The organism is Marinobacter sp., assembly GCF_040882185.1.
Taxonomy (GTDB): domain Bacteria; phylum Pseudomonadota; class Gammaproteobacteria; order Pseudomonadales; family Oleiphilaceae; genus Marinobacter.
Map to the genome: position 1 here is coordinate 257,791 of NZ_JBBEBW010000002.1, position 17,408 is coordinate 275,198.

Consider the following 17,408-nt stretch of genomic DNA (forward strand, 5'->3'; position numbering starts at 1 on the left):
AGGGCTCGCGGGTATTTGCGTTTTGGTGAATTCAATTTTATTCCGGGGAGTCTCGTCTAATTGTTTGAGCGGCCTGAAGTTGGTGAACGGGCAGTGCTTGTTCACATAGAGTTTTCGTCCCACGGTGAATCCGAAGACCTGGGAGAGTTCGGGGAGCTGGTTACGTCCGCAGGCGTTGAAGCGGTTGCTACAGTGACGGGCAGTCGCAATCAGCCGAGCACCCGGTTTTTTGTCGGTAAGGGTAAGCTGGAAGAGGTACGCCTTGCGGTAGAGGGTTCCGGCGCGGATGTCGTGCTGTTTAACCATGCCCTCAGCCCAAGCCAGGAACGCAACGTCGAACGCGAGCTCAAATGTCGCGTACTGGACCGTACTGGTGTCATCCTCGATATTTTTGCTCAGCGCGCCCGGACCCATGAAGGCAAATTACAGGTAGAGCTTGCTCAGCTTGAGCATATGTCCACCCGGCTGATCCGGGGCTGGACACACCTGGAACGACAGAAAGGCGGTATCGGTCTGCGGGGCCCTGGTGAAACCCAACTGGAGACAGACCGCAGGCTGTTGCGCGCCAGAATCAAGTCCATCCATCAAAGACTTGAGAAGGTTCGCCGTCAGCGTGATCAGGGTCGCCGGGCCCGTAAGCGCGCGGACATACCCACGGTTTCCCTGGTTGGTTACACTAACGCGGGCAAGTCCACATTGTTTAATCATATTACGACCTCGTCCGTGTATGCGGCTGACCAGCTTTTTGCGACTCTGGACCCAACCTTACGGCGACTTGAGTTGCCGGATATCGGCGCAGTGGTGGTCGCCGATACCGTAGGGTTTATTCGTCACCTGCCGCACAAACTGGTGGAAGCGTTCAGGGCAACCCTGGAGGAAACCAGCGAAGCCTCTCTGCTGCTTCATGTTGTGGATTGCTACGATGATCGCCGTGACGAAAACATAGCCCAGGTTGAGGACGTATTGCTGGAAATCGGTGCGGCAGAGGTGCCGGTCCTTCAGGTATTTAACAAAATTGATTTATTGAGTGAGTTCAGGCCACGAGTTGAGCGTAATGAAGACGGGGAACCGGTAAGGGTCTGGGTCTCGGCTGTCACCGGCGCTGGCATTCCGGAACTCTTTGATGCGGTTGTAGAACGCCTGGCAGAAGATGTGATCCATCAGTTTGTAATCCTGGGGCCGGCGGATGGTAAGCTTCGGGCGCTCCTGCACCAGTCGGGCTCCGTGTTATCAGAACAGCAGCATGACACAGGTGATACAGTGGTGGAGGTCCGGATTCAAAGCCGCGACTGGTTCCAGTTGCTTAGCCGGGCGGGAGTCAAGGCAGACTCGATTCGTCTTGACCAGGGCTGAAAGTGTCCGAAACGGGGTTGATCGTGGAACTTCTGACGTAATTACTGGCCAAAACCGTGGTTTTATTGGTTTAGATGGGGCCTGCCCTTGCCGGGGCGGTAATAAATCCCTAGTATTTGCAGCCATTCGATATCTTGAGAACGGAGAGTATTATGGCCTGGAATGAACCGGGTGGTAACCGTAACGACAATGATCCGTGGGGCACGGGCGGTGGTCGTGGCGGCAATGACAAGGGGCCGCCTGATCTTGATGAGGCACTAAAAAAAGGCCTCGATAAGCTGAACCGGTTACTGGGTGGAAAAAAAGGCAATAAATCCGGTTCAGGTGGCGGTTCGTCCGGTTCTGGCGGCAGCGGAGGCGGCTTTGGTGCGGTGCTGGCGATCGCAGGTATCGTCTTTGTCGGATACGTAATTTTCCAGTCCTTTTATACCGTCGATGAGCAGGAGCGCGCAGTGGTCCTGCGTTTCGGTGAGTATCACCAAACCGAGAACCCGGGTCTGCGTTTAAAAGTTCCCCTGATCGACGATGTTACCAAGGTGCGGGTCACCAACGTCCGTTCTGCCCAGTCTCGTGGCCAGATGCTGACGGAAGACGAGAACCTGGTTTCGGTAGATTTGCAGGTGCAATACCGGGTCGATAGTGCACGGGATTACGTTCTGAATGTACGCGATTCCAACGAAGCCTTGGCTTATGCCACCGATAGCGCGCTGCGGCACGAAGTCGGTAGCTCTACCCTTGACCAAGTGCTAACGGAAGGTCGGGCAGAGCTTGCCGTAAGGGTCGAGCAGCGGCTTCAGGGTTTCCTGGAAGAATATGGCACAGGGCTGCAGATCGTCCGTGTTAACGTCGAGAGTACCCAACCTCCCGAAGCGGTTCAGGATGCCTTCCGCGAAGTACAGCGCGCCCGCGAAGATGAGCAGCGTGTAAAGGAAGAGGCAGAAACCTATCGCAACAAAGTGGTGCCGGAAGCTCGCGGTCAGGCCCAGCGTTTGACTGAAGAAGCGATGGCTTACAAGGAAGAAGTCATTGAGCGTGCACGGGGTGAAACCGCTCGCTTTACCGAATTGCTTTCGGTTTACCAGACTGCTCCTGAGGTGACACGGGACCGCATGTACATAGCAGCGATGGAAAACGTGCTGTCAAGTACCAGTAAGGTGCTGGTCGATACCGAGAGCAGTAACAATATGATGTACCTGCCTTTGGATAAGCTGATGAATCGTGAAGGTCGCCCCGCTGGAAGCAGTTCTTCGAAGGGTCAGGGCAACTCATCTGGCATGGAGCAGGACCTGGGCTCCCTGACGGATCAGGTCATTCAGGAAATCCGCAGCAGACAGGATAACACCGGCGTTCGGAGGGGCAGATAGTTATGGGGCCTAAAGCTATTCTGGGTCTTGCAGGGACCCTAGTCGTTGTCCTGCTGGTACTGTCAAGTGTTTACATCATTCCGGAAACCCATCGGGGTGTATTGCTTCGGTTTGGCGAATTGGTCGAAACCGATATCCAGGCAGGTATCCATTTCAAAGTACCCGTGATTGATCAGGTCCGCCGCTTTGACGTTCGGGTACTGACCACGGATCTGCCGTCCAGGCAGTACCTGACTATTGAGAAGAAGCCCTTGGATGTGGACTCCTATCTTGCCTGGCAGATTCGCGATGTCGATCAGTACTATCGCTCGACCGGTGGTGATGAAGCTCGGGCCAGGTCACTGCTGTCGTCCCGGGTCGATAATGGCCTGCGGGACGAATTTGGTGTTCGCACCATGCATGAAGTGGTTTCAGGTCAACGTGACGAGTTAATGCATTTGCTCAGGGATCGGGTAACCGAGGCAACGCTCAGGGAATTTGGTGTGGAGGTTGTTGATATCCGGGTCAAGGGTATTGAGCTTCCCGGTTCTGTGAGTGAAAACGTGTTCCGACGTATGGCGACTGAGCGCGAAAAACTGGCACAGGAGTTCAGGTCTCGTGGTCGGGAGCTTGCAGAGGGAATCCGTGCCGATGCTGATCGCCAGCGCACGGTTGTTTTGGCCGAAGCATTTGCCAGGGCCGAAGAAACCCGCGGTGAAGGTGATGGTGTTGCGGCACAGATATATGCCGATGCCTACACTGAGGATAAAGAATTCTACAAGTTCTATCGCAGTCTTGAGGCCTATCAGAATACGTTCTCGAGTAAAGACGATATCATGGTGATTGACACCGATAGCGACTTTCTTCGATACTTGAAAGATCCTATGGGCAGCAATTAGGCCGTAGGGACCTGACAACAAAACCGGAATAGCTTTGCTGTTCCGGTTTTTTTGTGGGCGCCAAAAGTGTAAAATTCTGCCGGTTTTGTGTTGGTTTTCCGCTCCCCAAAGGACATCAGAAATACATGACAGACTCTAACCGCTGGTTACTGCCTGACGGGGTGGAAGATATTCTGCCGCCGTTGGCCGGACAGATAGAAGCTCTGCGCCGTGATGTAATGGATACTTGTCAGCGCTGGGGCTATCAGTTGGTCATTCCACCGCTGATCGAGTATCTCGATTCACTGTTTACTGGTACCGGCCATGATCTGGCTCTGCAAACGTTCAAGCTGACGGATCAGTTAACAGGGAGAATGATGGGCGTCAGGGCAGATATGACGCCGCAGGCGGCACGAATTGACGCCCATACATTGAGACGCGATGGCGTGACTCGCCTGTGTTACGCAGGCCATGTGCTTCACACCCGTCCCGAGCACATGTTGACAGGTAGAACGCCTATTCAGGCCGGTTGCGAGCTTTTTGGCAGTAAATCCGAAGCGGCAGATTGTGAAATCATAAGCCTGTTGCTGGATGTTCTGCAGATGGGCGGTCTGCCGTTAGTGCATCTTGATCTGGGCCACGTGGGAATATACCAGGCGTTGATTAAAGAAGCAGACGTGGACCCGCACACTGAAACAGCGATTTTTGACGCCATGCGGCGTAAGTCTGTTCCTGAGCTGGACACCCTGCTTGGGGACTGTACCGATCATAGTGCAGGGGCCCGATTGAGAGCCCTGGCCCGCATCAGTGGGGGGAGAGAAACTCTGGCGCAGGCAAGGTCGGCCCTCAAGGGGTCGTCAACGGAGGTCATGGAGGCACTTGACCAACTTGAGCGAATAGCCGCTATGCTGGCAGAAAGCTATCCGGAGGTCGTTCTGGGCTTCGATTTCTGTGAGCTCCGGGGTTACAACTACCATACCGGCATGGTGTTCGCTGTTTACGCCCCCGGGCATGGCGAAGCGCTGGCGAAAGGCGGTCGTTATGACGCCATCGGGCAGGATTTCGGCCGGGCTCGGCCGGCTACTGGTTTCAGCGTAGATATCCGGGCCCTGGCAGCCTTGGGGCAACGTCGGCAGTTTACTGGTGGTGCCATATGGGCCCCGTTCAGTGAAGACAGTGGTCTCGCCGGTGTTATCGCCGGGCTGAGATTAACCGAAACGGTCATTCAGGCCATGCCAGACGATCCAAGCAACGGCCCGCAGAACCCGGAGTGTAACCGGCAGCTGGTCAAACAGGGCGACCAGTGGGTCGTTGAACCAATCCGATAAATGCGTCGTCGTTTTCACGAGCGCGCGAGCATCGAGAGAGAACCGAGAGAGAATCATGGGCAAAAATGTTGTAGTACTGGGTACCCAATGGGGTGACGAAGGCAAGGGCAAGATCGTTGACTTGCTGACGGATCAGGTTGCTGCGGTCGTGCGATTCCAGGGCGGCCACAACGCGGGGCATACGCTGGTGATCGAGGGTCGCAAGACGGCTCTCCACCTGATTCCTTCCGGTATTCTGCGAAGCAACGTGGCTTGTCTGATTGGTAACGGCGTAGTGGTCTCGCCAGAGGCCTTGCTGAAAGAAGTGCGGGAGCTGGAGGAGCGGGGCGTTGCCGTGCGAGACAGATTGCGGATCAGTTATGCCTGCCCATTGATTCTCCCAACGCACATTCGCATTGACGTGGCTCGCGAGCGTGCCCGCGGTAATGACAAAATCGGTACCACCGGCCGTGGCATTGGCCCCGCTTATGAGGACAAGGTGTCTCGTCGTGGTCTGCGTATTGGTGACTTGCTCAACGAAGTGACTTTCGAGCAGAAGCTGCGCGATATCATGGAGTACCATAATTTCATATTGACCCAATATTTCAAGGAAGAGGCGGTCGATATTGACCAGGCATTCAGTGACCTCAAGGCGATGGGCAGCGAAATACTGCCGATGGCAGCCGACGTGACGGATCTGTTGCATGATTATCGCAAGCGGGGCGAGCACATACTGTTTGAGGGCGCTCAAGGGTCTCTGCTCGACATCGACCTTGGCACCTATCCATACGTGACCTCATCCAACACCACGGCGGGCGGCACCGCGACGGGCACCGGGTTCGGGCCGCTGTTTCTTGATTATGTATTGGGTATCACCAAGGCCTACACCACACGGGTGGGCTCCGGGCCTTTTCCTACTGAGCTGTTCGACGAGTTTGGCCAACACCTGGCGGTCAAAGGCAATGAGGTTGGTACCACCACCGGGCGAGCGCGCCGCTGTGGCTGGTTTGATGCGGTAGCCTTGCGCCACGCCATTCAGATTAACAGCGTGTCGGGTATCTGCCTGACCAAGCTGGATGTGCTGGATGGCCTGGACGTGGTTAAAGTATGCGTAGGATACAAGACTCCCAGCGGGGAATTGCACCGTCCTCCCATTGGCTGTGACAACTACAGCAATATTGAGCCAGTCTACGAGGAGTTGCCAGGCTGGAACGACAGCACTGTAGGCCTGACCAGCATGGACCAGTTGCCTGAGAATGCACTGGCTTACATCCGCTTCCTCGAACAGCAGATTGAGGCACCCATTGATATTATTTCGACCGGGCCGGACCGGGTTGAAACCATTATTCTGCGTCACCCTTTTGGCGCTTGAGGTTTAGCTCCCGGGTATGGTCTTCCTTAGCGTTCGGCAATAACCGTCGCACGCTTGGGGCCGGGGTAACCCTCTATTGTTCTGGTGGGGTCTTTCGGATGCAGGAAGTCCTCCAGCGACTGGAACCGCATCCAGTCTGTTCTGCGCTGCTCCCGGGTCGTAGTGTCGGTGACATCCACCACCCGGGAATTCCGGAAACCTGCCCGCGCCAGCCAGAGTAGCAGAGTCTCACAGCTCGGCAGGAACCAGACATTCCTCATCATTCCGTAGCGATCTTCAGGCATCAGGCTGTAGCCCTTCGGGCCTTCTGCCACCAGCGTCTCCAGCACCAGTTCACCACCATCCCGAAGAGTCTCGCGAAGTTCCACCAGATGATCCAGGGGCGACCGACGGTGGTAGAGAACGCCCATCGAGAACGTTGTGTCGAAGGTCTCGAGTTTGCGGGGCATGTCCTCCATGCGAATCGGTAGCAGATCCACCGGCACGTCTCCCAGATACTTTTTGACGCTGAGAAACTGGAAAAGAAACAGTAACCCCGGGTCAATGCCAATTACCTGCCGGGCGCCAGCGCCTGCCATGCGCCAGCAATGATATCCGGAGCCACACCCCACATCGAGAACCTTGCGGCCGTCGAGATCCGACAACCAGGGCGCTATGCGGTCCCATTTCCAGTCGGACCGCCATTCTGTATCGATGGCTATGCCGAAGAAATCAAACGGCCCCTTGCGCCACGGCATCAGCCCTCTGAGGCCGGACTTAAGATCGCTGAGGGTGCTCGTGTCGAGAGGCGTGGCCGAGGACAGTCTGATGGCAGACTGGTTGAGATCAGCTTGCGTGTCAGCAACAGTGGGTAACGACTCAAGCGCGCCCTGCCAGCGCTTTGTATCGCCGTGGGGCAGATCATCGAATCGCCGGATCAATTGGGTCCGTAACTGGTCTGCCCAAGGTAAGTGCCCCTGCTGTTCAAGCGTTGTCAGCAAAGTACGGTAGCGGTGTTGCCAGTCAAACATGATGGATTGCTCAGGAGGCCTTGATTGCGAGGATTGAAACGAAATTGAAGCATTGATACCAGACCACTACGTCGGTAAACCCGGCATTGAGCAGTCGTTCACGATGCACGGCCAGGGTCTCTGGTATTAATACCTGCTCCAGAGCGGAGCGTTTCTGACTGATTTCCATCTCCGAATAACCATTAGCCCGTTTGAATTCGTGATGCAGGTGGGTTTGAGTGTCTTGCTCTGACGTATCTTCAAAACTGATCTTTTCCGACAGAATCAGCACCCCGCCAGGGCGAGTGGCCGCTGCAATTCGGGCCAGCAGACCGCTGCGTTGAGCCAGGGGAATGAACTGCAAAGTGAAATTCAGTGTCGTGACGGAGGCGTTTTCAAAGGCAGTCTGAGAGATATCTTCACAGCGCAGGGTGACGGGCAGTGGATGATCATCCAGCGCAATATAATGTTCACAGCGCTCCAGCATGGCCGCAGAGTTGTCTACACCGATCAACTCACAGTCCCGATGCCGAATCCCGTGCCGCATAGCCAGGGTAGAAGCTCCGAGCGAGCAGCCCAGATCATAGCAATGGCTGCCGGGCTGGACGTATTGCTCGGTGATTACCTCGATCATCGGGACAATGGTGGTGTATCCGGGTACTGAGCGTCGGATCATGTCCGGGAAGACGCGTGCAACCGAGGCGTCGAAGCGAAAATCCTCCGTCGGGCGGACGCTGGCAAAAAGGGTATCGGTCTCAGAGGCGGGGTTCTTGGGTGAAGGGCTCATGGTACCGTCCTCAGCGCGCTTCGCTGGCTGGTGCAGGCACCTGATTGGCCGGTCGACAGCGAACGCCACGATTTTTGTAATCCACTAATATGCCCCGGAACTCGGTGTCCGCGTCGGAAGCGATCGCCAGATAACCCTGCTCACATGCAGCGTGAAGTTCCGAAGGTTTGGGTGACATGCGGAAGTCTTCTCCGGGCGCCACATGAATTGCAGTAAACTCACCAATCGGACCGTCAGATTGGTCGCCAGCATGATTGATGCGCCCGCTGACCTGTAAGGCAATGACCGTCACAGCAATAGTGACCGCCGCCGTGACAAACAGGCTGCGTATGGTGAAACGGGCCTCTGGCTGACTCATGGCAAATCTCTCGTGTTCAATGTAGGTTCACCGGCCAAGCCTAAAGCTGACCGGGTATCGATATGGGTGGAGCCTGCAGTGCGGCTAGCTGTTCTCTCAATGCCAGAATCTGATCAGACCAGAACCGACCCTGGGTAAACCAGGGGAAGAAGCGTGGGAACGCCGGGTCATCCCAGCGTCGTGCCAGCCAGGCGCAATGGGCTATTTGCCGATAACAGCGCAGAGGCTCGATCAAATGACGCTCACGACGGTCAAAATCCCGGAACATCTCGTAGCCTTCCAGTAACTCCCCAAACTGGGCACCCTGTTCAAATTCATCCCCGTTGAGCAGTAACCACAGGTCCTGAATCGCCGGGCCAGTACGGCAATCATCCAGGTCGACAAACAACATCTGTTCATCACGGACCAGAATGTTGCCCCCGTGACAGTCACCGTGCAGGCGCAGTGTCTGGACACTACCGGCATCGTCGATACGACGTTGGCAGTTTTCGATCAGGTCGGGGATCAGGCTGTCCCAGGCTGGTCGGAGGTCATTCGGTATCCAGTCGTTGTCGGTAAGATACAGGCTGAAATCGGTGATTCCGGACATGATGGAGAGGGTAGGTCGGGTCTCGAAAGTCGAGCAGGCACCTACATTGTGAAGCTGCCCCAACCATTGCCCCATCCGATAGAGGGTGTCCTGCATGCTGGTATCGGGGGCCTGGCCGCCTCGTTGATCGAATACGGCGAACAGGAAGCCCTCATACTGGCCAAGTGTGTCGCCAGAGGGCATGGCAAGTGGGGCAACCACAGGGATGTCAGCCTCCCGAAGTTCCAGTGAAAATCGATGCTCCTCCCGAACCTGTGCCTCGCTCCAGCGCCCCGGACGATAGAATTTTGCGATCACCGGCGGCCGACCCTCAATACCGATTTGGTAGACCCGGTTCTCATAGCTATTGAGCGCAAACAACCGACCGTTGATCACAAAGCCCGCAGCTTCGATAGCATCCAGAATAGTGTCCGGTTTTAAATCATCGTAGGGGTGTGCGTTGGTAGTCATAAAGTCCTGTTAGCGCCGCGCCTGGGCTTTCTGACGCATATCACTGAGGTGGTACCAGTTTGCATCGAGCTCCCAGCGCACCCTGGAGATCCCCGGCGTACTGAGAACCACATCGCCGGCTCTTGCTTGTACATGGGCGAACTCCCGCTCTGCGCGTTGCCAGTCACGATGGTTCTCGTTGACGGATCGCATGCTGGGGAAAATGGTGATAAGAGCGTCACGGGTTGACATGTCATGGGACCGCAAGGAGCTCATGACAGCGGTATCGCCGTCTACCCTCAGGACTCGATGCTGGTAAGGATAGCTTGCGACGACACTGTCCGACCGAAGGTGCTGATTGAGGGTAATGACCTCAAAGCCGCGCCAGCCTAACCAGCCGACAAAAATTGCGGCTACCAGCATCACGATAATAAACTGCTTTTTATCCGACATTGCTTGCTCCGGGCTCCCTGCTCATCGACCTGCTGCGAATATGCGTCATTCGATTGCTTAAGTGTTTAGCTGGCGGTCAGTATAACGCTTTTTGTATAGCTTTCGGAGTCTGTACCCGGCGCAATGTGTTAAAGATTTAGTCGGCGGAGCAATTTTGTTTTGCGACGCTGACCTACTGGCAAGGGGAGATGGTCGAATGGTGAAACGGGAGCAGCTTGCCACCGATGTCGTGGTGATTGGGGCAGGGGTGGTCGGTCTGGCGGTGGCCCATGCACTGGCGGTCTCCGGGCAGGAAGTCATCGTGCTGGAAGCAGGCGACCGGTTTGGCGAGGGCATTTCATCGCGCAACAGCGAGGTGATTCACGCCGGGCTCTACTACCCGGAGTCGTCGCTCAAAGCCAGGTTGTGTGTTCAGGGGCGCGAGCTGCTTTACCAATACTGTCGGAGTTACAAGGTTCGTTGCGCCCAAACGGGTAAATGGATAATTGCCTGCCATCAGGACCAGGAGTCTGCACTGGAGAGGGTTCTTACTCAGGCTGAGAAAAACGGCGTGGACCTTGGTTATGCGGATGACCGGCGAATTGTAAAAGCCTTACCTGATGTCCGTGCGACTGCAGCCCTTTATTCGCCTCGAACGGGCATCGTTGACAGTCATGGCCTTATGCTCTCGCTATTAGGCCGATTGGAATCCCGAGGTGGGGCTCTGGTTTGTCGGGCTCCTGTGGAATCCGTTGTGAGCAGCGGAAATAATCACTTGGTGCAAGTCGGGGGTGCCAATCCCTGTGCAATCACTGCTCAGCGAGTTGTGAATTCTGCAGGACTGATGGCGGTGCCGCTGGCGTCCGCATGGCAGGGTTATCCCCGTGAGAAATGCCCGACACTTTATTTTGCTCGCGGACATTATTTCAGCTATTCCGGGCGCCACCCTTTCAATACCCTGATTTACCCAGTACCCGAGCCTGGGGGTTTAGGTGTGCACCTGACCCTTGATCTGGCCGGTCAGGCACGGTTCGGCCCCGACGTTGAATGGATTGATCATGTGGATTACACCGTTGATCCTACGCGAAAAGAGACGTTTGCGGGTGCGATCAAGAACTGGTGGCCCGATCTGGACCCCAGCCGATTGCAGGCAGCCTATGCTGGTGTGCGTCCAAAACTGAAGGGTCCTGATGGAGGGTTCTGTGATTTCGATATCCAGGATCAGGAAGTTCATGGAGTGCCGGGACTGATCCAGCTCTTCGGCATTGAGTCCCCTGGACTTACGGCAAGCCTGGCAATCGCCGACTACGTAGCTGCCAGGTTGAAGTGAGTCCTGACCCGGTTAACCCGGCGTACGAGCCAATGCCCAGACCTCCACTTCCAGAGCCCCAGCTGTTTTTAACAACTCTGCAAGCACTCGCGCGGTGGCACCAGTGGTCACCACGTCATCAATAATCGCGATCCTCGGTGGTGGTCGGCCCGTTACCTCAAATGCCTCCCTCAGGTTTGCCAACCGCTGCTGTCGGTTCAGGCCGGATTGCGCCGGGCCAGCGCGCTGCCTTTTTACCAGCGTTACCGACCAGGGCACCCCAATCGATAGGCTAAGATGTTCGGCAATATCTTCGGCCTGGTTGAAACCACGCTTACGTTGTTTTGCCGGATGCATGGGGCTTGGAACAAGTATATCCGGGCGCAGTGTTGGTGACCTGATCAGGTGACCGCTGACCTCATGGGCGAGAACATTGATCAGGGGGCGCCCCAGGGCGCGCTGATGGCTGTATTTGTAGCGACTAATCAGGCGATTCACCGGAAATTGATAGCGTAGCGGGGTTATCACGCGGTCGAACGCTGGTGGGTGTTTGAGGCATTCGCCACACAGCACCAGTTTGGCCGGTGCAAATGCCAGAGGAAGGGCACATTGACGGCAACGCTGCCAGTTATAGGGCAAAGCATCCAGGCAGCGTGAGCACAGTCCCCGGCCCTGGAAACTGGCGCAGCAGGCGATGCATTGGCCTGGGAGTGACAGCGTCCTGTTAACCTTGGAGATGAATTGGGTTGACAGCAGTTTCAGGCGCTTTATCATCTGTTCAATCCTTGAACCTAGTGTATTTCGCGAACCGTCAAAATTAACAGGATACCCCGATGACTGCCACCGCCCTCCGTCATGATTGGTCGCTAGAAGAAATTCGCAATCTTTTCCTGTTGCCGTTCAACGACCTGATATTCAAAGCCCAGTCTGTACATCGGAACTATTTTGATCCTAATGAAGTCCAGGTCAGTACGCTCTTGTCCATCAAGACCGGCGCCTGTCCGGAAGACTGCAAATACTGTCCTCAGAGCGGTCACTACAATACCGGCCTGGAAAAGGAAAAACTTCTGGAGATCGAGAAGGTGATCGCAGAAGCAAAAGCGGCGAGAGAAAAAGGAGCTTCCCGGTTTTGCATGGGTGCTGCGTGGCGTAGCCCGTCAAAGAAAGACATGCCTTATGTGGTGGATATGGTACGCCAGGTCAAGTCACTGGGGCTGGAGACCTGTATGACCCTTGGCATGCTGGAGGAGCATCAGGCCCGGGAACTTGCCGATGCCGGGCTGGATTATTACAACCATAATCTGGATACCTCCGAGAAGTACTACAACCACATAATCACCACGCGGACCTATCAGGATCGTCTCGATACCCTGGAGAACGTGCGCAAAGTCGGCATGAAAGTGTGCTGTGGCGGGATCATGGGCATGGGAGAAGACCTGGACGACCGCGCAGGCCTGCTGATGCAACTGGCCAACCTGCCACATCATCCTGAAAGCGTGCCCGTAAACATGCTGGTGAAAGTTGCGGGCACGCCAATGGAAAACGTGGAAGACCTCGACCCGTTTGACTTCATTCGCACCATCGCAGTGGCTCGCATCGTAATGCCGGCCTCCCATGTGCGGCTATCTGCAGGCCGTGAAGACATGAATGAGCAGATGCAGTCCCTGTGTTTTCTCGCCGGAGCCAATTCGATTTTCTACGGTGAGAAGCTGCTGACTACTGCGAATCCGGGTGCGGACAAGGACCGTGAGCTTTTCCGTCGCCTCGGCATTCGCCCGGAGCAGCGGGAAACCGAACACTCGGAGGAAGAGCGCGAAGCCGCTCTCGCCCAGGCTGTCGAGACCGAGCGTACCCGGCACCTGTTCTACGATGCCGCCCGCCAATCTGCCTGAGGTTTCTGGTATGCGTGAGTTCGCTCGGGAAATTGAGGAACGTAAAGCGGCCGGGCTTTACCGCACCAGGCGCGTCGTCAGTGGGCCCCAGCAACCCCGAATGACCGCAGACGGGGAACCCGTACTGGCATTTTGCAGCAACGATTACCTTGGACTGGCGAATCATCCGGCCCTGGTTGAGGCAGCGAAATCAGGTCTGGAGACAAATGGCCTCGGCGGTGCGGCATCCCATCTTATTTGCGGACATCATCAGGCCCATCACCGACTGGAAGAACGGCTAGCGGCTTTCACGGGCAGGACAGGTGCGCTGTTTTTCTCCACCGGTTACATGGCGAATATGGGGGTGATTTCAGCCATGGCGGGCAGGGGTGATACCATTTTCTCTGATTCACTCAATCACGCTTCGATTATCGACGGCTGTAAGTTGAGCCGGGCGACCATCAGAACCTACCCGCACGGCGACACCGACACACTGGCGCAACAGCTCGCAGAGACCGGGGGGCACAAGCTGGTAGTGACAGACGGTGTGTTCAGTATGGACGGCGATATAGCCCCGCTGCGAGAACTGGCCGGGCTGTGCCGCATCCACAATGCTCTGCTGGTGGTGGATGACGCCCATGGCTTTGGCTGCGTGGGCCCCCAGGGCCGCGGTTCGGTTTTCGCTGCAGGCTTGACTGAGGAAGAAGCACCGTTGGTGATTGGTACCTTTGGCAAGGCTTTTGGCTCCAGTGGCGCTTTCGTTGTGGGGCCGGAGCTGCTGATGGACTACCTGGTCCAGAAAGCCCGCACTTACATTTATACCACAGCAATGCCCCCGGCCCTGGCGATCGCAAATCAGGCGAGTATCGATTTGGTGGAGCGGGATGATGAGCGTCGATACCACTTACAGCGCCTGATAAAACGATTCCGGTCTGCCATGACCGTTTTAGGCTATTCTTTACTGCCCTCGATCACGGCCATACAGCCGGTTATGGTCGGAGACGCAAAGGCGGCACTGAGATTAAGTGCCGAGCTGGAAAAATGTGGTCTGCTGGTCACAGCCATTCGGCCACCCACAGTCCCCCAAGGCGCCTCGCGATTAAGGGTGACTTTGAGTGCCAGTCACACCGACGCTGATCTGGACCGCCTGATTGAAGGGTTTTCGGCCTGCGCAGCCATGATGTTACCAAACGTCCAGGCCCCAATCGTCGAGGCGGCGGCGCCCCATTGATTATTCAGGATCTACCTCTTGGCTAAAAAAACATTTTTTGTCACTGGCACCGACACCGGTGTGGGTAAAACCTTAATCTCGGCGATCATTCTTCATGCAGCTGGTAACATGGGGCTTCGAACCCTTGCCATGAAGCCCATAGCCTCCGGTTGCGAGCAGACACCGGAAGGCCTGCGTAATGAAGATGCCCTGATGTTGCAGGAAGCCATGTCAGAATCATTGAGCTATGATCAGGTCAATCCGATTGCCATGGCACCGGCCATTGCCCCCCATGTTGCAGCGGTGCAAGCAGGCCGACAGCTTAGTGCCCAGCGCCTGGTGGGGCTTTGTCGCGGACTTCAGCTTCGGCCTGCAGAGCTCTTTATTATCGAAGGGGCTGGCGGCTGGCGAGTGCCATTGAATGATCGTGAAACATACGCTGCGGTACCCAGGGCGTTGGAGGTGCCTGTCATTCTGGTGGTGGCTCTCCGACTCGGGTGTATCAATCACGCGTTGCTGACAGCGGAAGCTATTCGAGCTGATGGGTTGAAACTCGCAGGCTGGGTAGCAAACCGTCCGGATCAGGAAGCAATGACTAGTGAAGTCGAGACACTGGAGTATCTTATACAGCACCTGGGCGCCCCCTGCCTGGGTGTGGTGCCATGGCGAGCCTCACCCGCCCCCGACTCATTGACGGGCCAGATTAACATTACTTTGTTGATTGATAATTAAACAACGGTGTGGCTAAATGAAGTCCTACATTAGCTGTTACGTGGTCGGCTTATGATCAGCAATACACTGGGTATTGGTATTCAAGGCATTCAGGATGGTCTTCAGGGCATGGATAACGCAGCCCGAAAAATAGCTCGCGGTGGTGTTGACGGCCCTCAGGGTTCGGCCACTGGCGCAGGCGACCTGATTGAGCCAATCATCGATTTGAAACTCTATCAGCGCAGTGTCGAAGCCTCCGCCCAGATCGTGAAAACGGCGGACGAAACCTTGGGCACCCTGCTCGATATCCAGGCCTGATCTCCAGTTTACGTGTGAACCTATCCCGCTCTACCCTTATTCCCCTCGCGAATTAGTACGTAAAGCCGTGTCTTTCCGTCATTGTTTTTGATTACGTTTGGTTGCGTTAAACAACACAAATTATTGCGCCTCTGCTTGACAATGCCACTGTGACAAACGTATGTTTCAAACACCCGTTTAATTAACGCTGGCAGTCGCGGATTGTCACGCTTGAGTCAAACCCAAGGCTAGGCCATTGCAGCGATAGCTGCAGGCAAAACCGAAAACCCGAGGTGGATGTATGCCCGACTATAAAGCGCCCCTGCGTGACATCAAATTTGTAATGAGTGAACTGCTGGACAGCGAGCAGCACTACGCCAATCTGGAAGGTGCGGAAGACGCCACTCCGGATATGGTCGATGCGATTATCCAGGAGGGAGCCAAGTTCTGTGAGCAGGTGTTGTCGCCACTGAACCAGGTTGGGGATAAGGAAGGCTGCACCTGGAGCGAAGACGGCGTCCAGACTCCGACGGGCTTTCGGGATGCCTACAAGAAGTATGTCGAAGGTGGCTGGCCCTCAATGACAGCAGCACCGGAAAGTGGCGGCCAGGGCCTGCCTGAGTCGGTTGGCCTGGTGATGAGGGAAATGATCGGTACCGCCAACTGGTCCTGGGGCATGTACCCGGGCCTGAGTCATGGCGCGATCAACACAGTCGAGCTGCACGGGACCGAGCAACAGAAAGAAACCTATCTGAGTAAAATGATCAGCGGCGAATGGACCGGCACCATGTGTCTGACCGAAGCTCATTGTGGTTCTGACCTGGGCACTCTGCGTTCCAGAGCTGAGCCCAATGCTGATGGCTCCTACAGCATTACCGGTACCAAGATTTTTATCTCGGCTGGTGAGCACGACATGGCGGAAAACATTGTCCACATTGTACTTGCCCGCCTGCCGGGTGCTCCGGAAGGCACCAAAGGTATTTCACTGTTTATCGTACCGAAATCCCTGCCGAACGAGGACGGTTCAGTGGGTGAACGTAACGCCGTGACCTGTGGCTCCATTGAACACAAGATGGGTATCCACGGCAACGCTACCTGTGTAATGAACTTCGACGATGCCAAGGGCTGGTTGATCGGGCCTGAAAACCGCGGTTTGAACTGCATGTTCACCTTTATGAACGTGGCGCGTCTGGGTACGGCCATTCAAGGTTTGGGTGCGGCTGAGTTGTCATTCCAGGGCTCTCTGGCCTACGCCAAGGATCGTCTGGCCATGCGTTCCCTGACCGGACCAAAGAATCCCGAAGGGCCTGCTGATCCGATCATCGTGCATCCTGATGTTCGCCGTATGTTGCTGACTCAGAAGGCGGTAGCCGAAGGCGCCCGCGCTCTGATTTACTACACTGCCCAGCAGGGCGATATCGTCCATAAGGGTAAGTCCGAAGAAGCTCGCAAAGAAGCTGACGAACTGATGGGCTTCCTGACGCCGATTGCCAAGGCCTTCCTGACCGAGATCGGTTACGAGGCTTCCAACCTCGGCATGCAGGTATTCGGTGGCCACGGATTCATCGCTGAGTGGGGCATGGAGCAAATCGTTCGGGATGCCCGCATCGGTATGATTTACGAGGGTACAACCGGTATTCAGGCTTTGGATTTGCTGGGTCGCAAGGTTCTGATGACCCAGGGCGAGTCTTTGAAGCGCTTTACCAAGCTGGTCCATGTGTTCTGCAAGGAAAATGCCGACAATGAACAAATGAGAGAGTTCATTGAGCCGCTGCAGGCGATCAACAAGGAATGGGGAGATCTGACCATGAAACTGGGTATGACCTCCATGAAGAACCGCGACGAAGTGGGCGCTGCCTCAGTGGACTATCTGATGTATTCCGGTTACGCCGTGTTCGCGTACCTTTGGGCACGGATGGCTCAGGTTGCACTGGGCAAGATGGCGGACGGTACCACTGAAGAGAACTTCTACAACGCCAAGGTCCAGACCGCGCGTTTCTATTTCAAGCGCCTGTTGCCGCGCACCCGCACCCACGCTGAGAGCATGTTGGCAGGTGCGGACTCGTTGATGGATATGCAGGAAGACGCGTTCGCCTTTTGAGGCGAATGGCACTGACGATCGCAAGAAAGTCCGGGCTCGCAGGAGGCGGGCTTTTTTTATAACACGACCGGG

General features: G+C 55.8%; 17 protein-coding genes. 11 read left to right on the forward strand and 6 right to left on the reverse strand.

The window, feature by feature from the left end:
* Positions 1-60 precede the first annotated feature (60 nt).
* The 5 genes from hflX to WEB64_RS02230 all read left to right on the forward strand — a co-directional run bounded on the left by hflX (position 61) and on the right by WEB64_RS02230 (position 6,253).
* Positions 61-1,353 (forward strand): ribosome rescue GTPase HflX, encoded by a 1,293-nt coding sequence (hflX, locus tag WEB64_RS02210; protein WP_368062007.1) that lies wholly within the window; start codon positions 61-63, stop codon positions 1,351-1,353.
* A 152-nt stretch (positions 1,354-1,505) separates the two neighbouring features.
* Complete coding sequence (gene hflK, locus WEB64_RS02215) at positions 1,506-2,717, forward strand: FtsH protease activity modulator HflK (RefSeq protein ID WP_368062006.1); 1,212 nt, start codon at positions 1,506-1,508, stop codon at positions 2,715-2,717.
* 2 nt (positions 2,718-2,719) lie between these two features.
* Positions 2,720-3,595: a protease modulator HflC gene (gene hflC / locus WEB64_RS02220; RefSeq protein WP_368062005.1), complete on the forward strand. Its 876-nt coding sequence runs from the start codon at positions 2,720-2,722 to the stop codon at positions 3,593-3,595.
* 125 nt (positions 3,596-3,720) lie between these two features.
* A complete protein-coding gene (locus tag WEB64_RS02225; protein WP_368062004.1) occupies positions 3,721-4,902 on the forward strand; it encodes an ATP phosphoribosyltransferase regulatory subunit in 1,182 nt (393 codons plus the stop codon).
* 55 nt (positions 4,903-4,957) lie between these two features.
* A complete protein-coding gene (locus WEB64_RS02230) occupies positions 4,958-6,253 on the forward strand; it encodes an adenylosuccinate synthase (protein WP_368062003.1) in 1,296 nt (431 codons plus the stop codon).
* 26 nt (positions 6,254-6,279) lie between these two features.
* Here the strand turns inward: WEB64_RS02230 and cmoB are convergent, their stop codons facing one another.
* The 5 genes from cmoB to WEB64_RS02255 are packed head-to-tail and all read right to left on the reverse strand — an operon-like array spanning position 6,280 to position 9,858.
* Positions 6,280-7,263, reverse strand: a complete 984-nt coding sequence (gene cmoB / locus WEB64_RS02235; RefSeq protein ID WP_368062002.1) for a tRNA 5-methoxyuridine(34)/uridine 5-oxyacetic acid(34) synthase CmoB — start codon at positions 7,261-7,263, stop codon at positions 6,280-6,282.
* 10 nt (positions 7,264-7,273) lie between these two features.
* On the reverse strand, positions 7,274-8,029 hold the full coding sequence (gene cmoA / locus WEB64_RS02240) for a carboxy-S-adenosyl-L-methionine synthase CmoA (RefSeq protein ID WP_368062001.1): 756 nt from the start codon (positions 8,027-8,029) through the stop codon (positions 7,274-7,276).
* A 10-nt stretch (positions 8,030-8,039) separates the two neighbouring features.
* Positions 8,040-8,387, reverse strand: a complete 348-nt coding sequence (locus WEB64_RS02245; RefSeq protein WP_368062000.1) for a kinase — start codon at positions 8,385-8,387, stop codon at positions 8,040-8,042.
* Between the two features lie 40 nt (positions 8,388-8,427).
* A complete protein-coding gene (locus WEB64_RS02250; protein ID WP_368061999.1) occupies positions 8,428-9,426 on the reverse strand; it encodes a serine/threonine protein kinase in 999 nt (332 codons plus the stop codon).
* A 9-nt stretch (positions 9,427-9,435) separates the two neighbouring features.
* Positions 9,436-9,858, reverse strand: coding sequence for a hypothetical protein (locus WEB64_RS02255; protein ID WP_368061998.1), 423 nt, complete (start codon positions 9,856-9,858; stop codon positions 9,436-9,438).
* A gap of 196 nt (positions 9,859-10,054) precedes the next feature.
* Between WEB64_RS02255 and WEB64_RS02260 the strand changes: the two genes are divergently transcribed.
* On the forward strand, positions 10,055-11,167 hold the full coding sequence (locus WEB64_RS02260) for an NAD(P)/FAD-dependent oxidoreductase (RefSeq protein WP_368061997.1): 1,113 nt from the start codon (positions 10,055-10,057) through the stop codon (positions 11,165-11,167).
* Between the two features lie 12 nt (positions 11,168-11,179).
* Here the strand turns inward: WEB64_RS02260 and WEB64_RS02265 are convergent, their stop codons facing one another.
* The gene (locus WEB64_RS02265) at positions 11,180-11,920 is read right to left on the reverse strand and encodes a ComF family protein (RefSeq protein ID WP_368061996.1); all 741 of its coding nucleotides are present in this window, start codon (positions 11,918-11,920) and stop codon (positions 11,180-11,182) included.
* A 59-nt stretch (positions 11,921-11,979) separates the two neighbouring features.
* Here WEB64_RS02265 and bioB point away from each other — a divergent pair, with 59 nt between their 5' ends.
* From bioB to WEB64_RS02290, 5 genes are all read left to right on the forward strand, one after another.
* Positions 11,980-13,038, forward strand: a complete 1,059-nt coding sequence (gene bioB / locus WEB64_RS02270; RefSeq protein ID WP_368061995.1) for a biotin synthase BioB — start codon at positions 11,980-11,982, stop codon at positions 13,036-13,038.
* Between the two features lie 10 nt (positions 13,039-13,048).
* The gene (gene bioF, locus WEB64_RS02275; protein WP_368061994.1) at positions 13,049-14,248 is read left to right on the forward strand and encodes an 8-amino-7-oxononanoate synthase; all 1,200 of its coding nucleotides are present in this window, start codon (positions 13,049-13,051) and stop codon (positions 14,246-14,248) included.
* A gap of 18 nt (positions 14,249-14,266) precedes the next feature.
* Positions 14,267-14,959, forward strand: coding sequence for a dethiobiotin synthase (gene bioD / locus WEB64_RS02280; protein ID WP_368061993.1), 693 nt, complete (start codon positions 14,267-14,269; stop codon positions 14,957-14,959).
* 51 nt (positions 14,960-15,010) lie between these two features.
* Complete coding sequence (locus WEB64_RS02285) at positions 15,011-15,256, forward strand: flagellar biosynthesis protein FlgE (protein ID WP_368061992.1); 246 nt, start codon at positions 15,011-15,013, stop codon at positions 15,254-15,256.
* Between the two features lie 280 nt (positions 15,257-15,536).
* Complete coding sequence (locus tag WEB64_RS02290; protein ID WP_368061991.1) at positions 15,537-17,336, forward strand: acyl-CoA dehydrogenase C-terminal domain-containing protein; 1,800 nt, start codon at positions 15,537-15,539, stop codon at positions 17,334-17,336.
* The last annotated feature ends 72 nt before the right edge of the window (positions 17,337-17,408 follow it).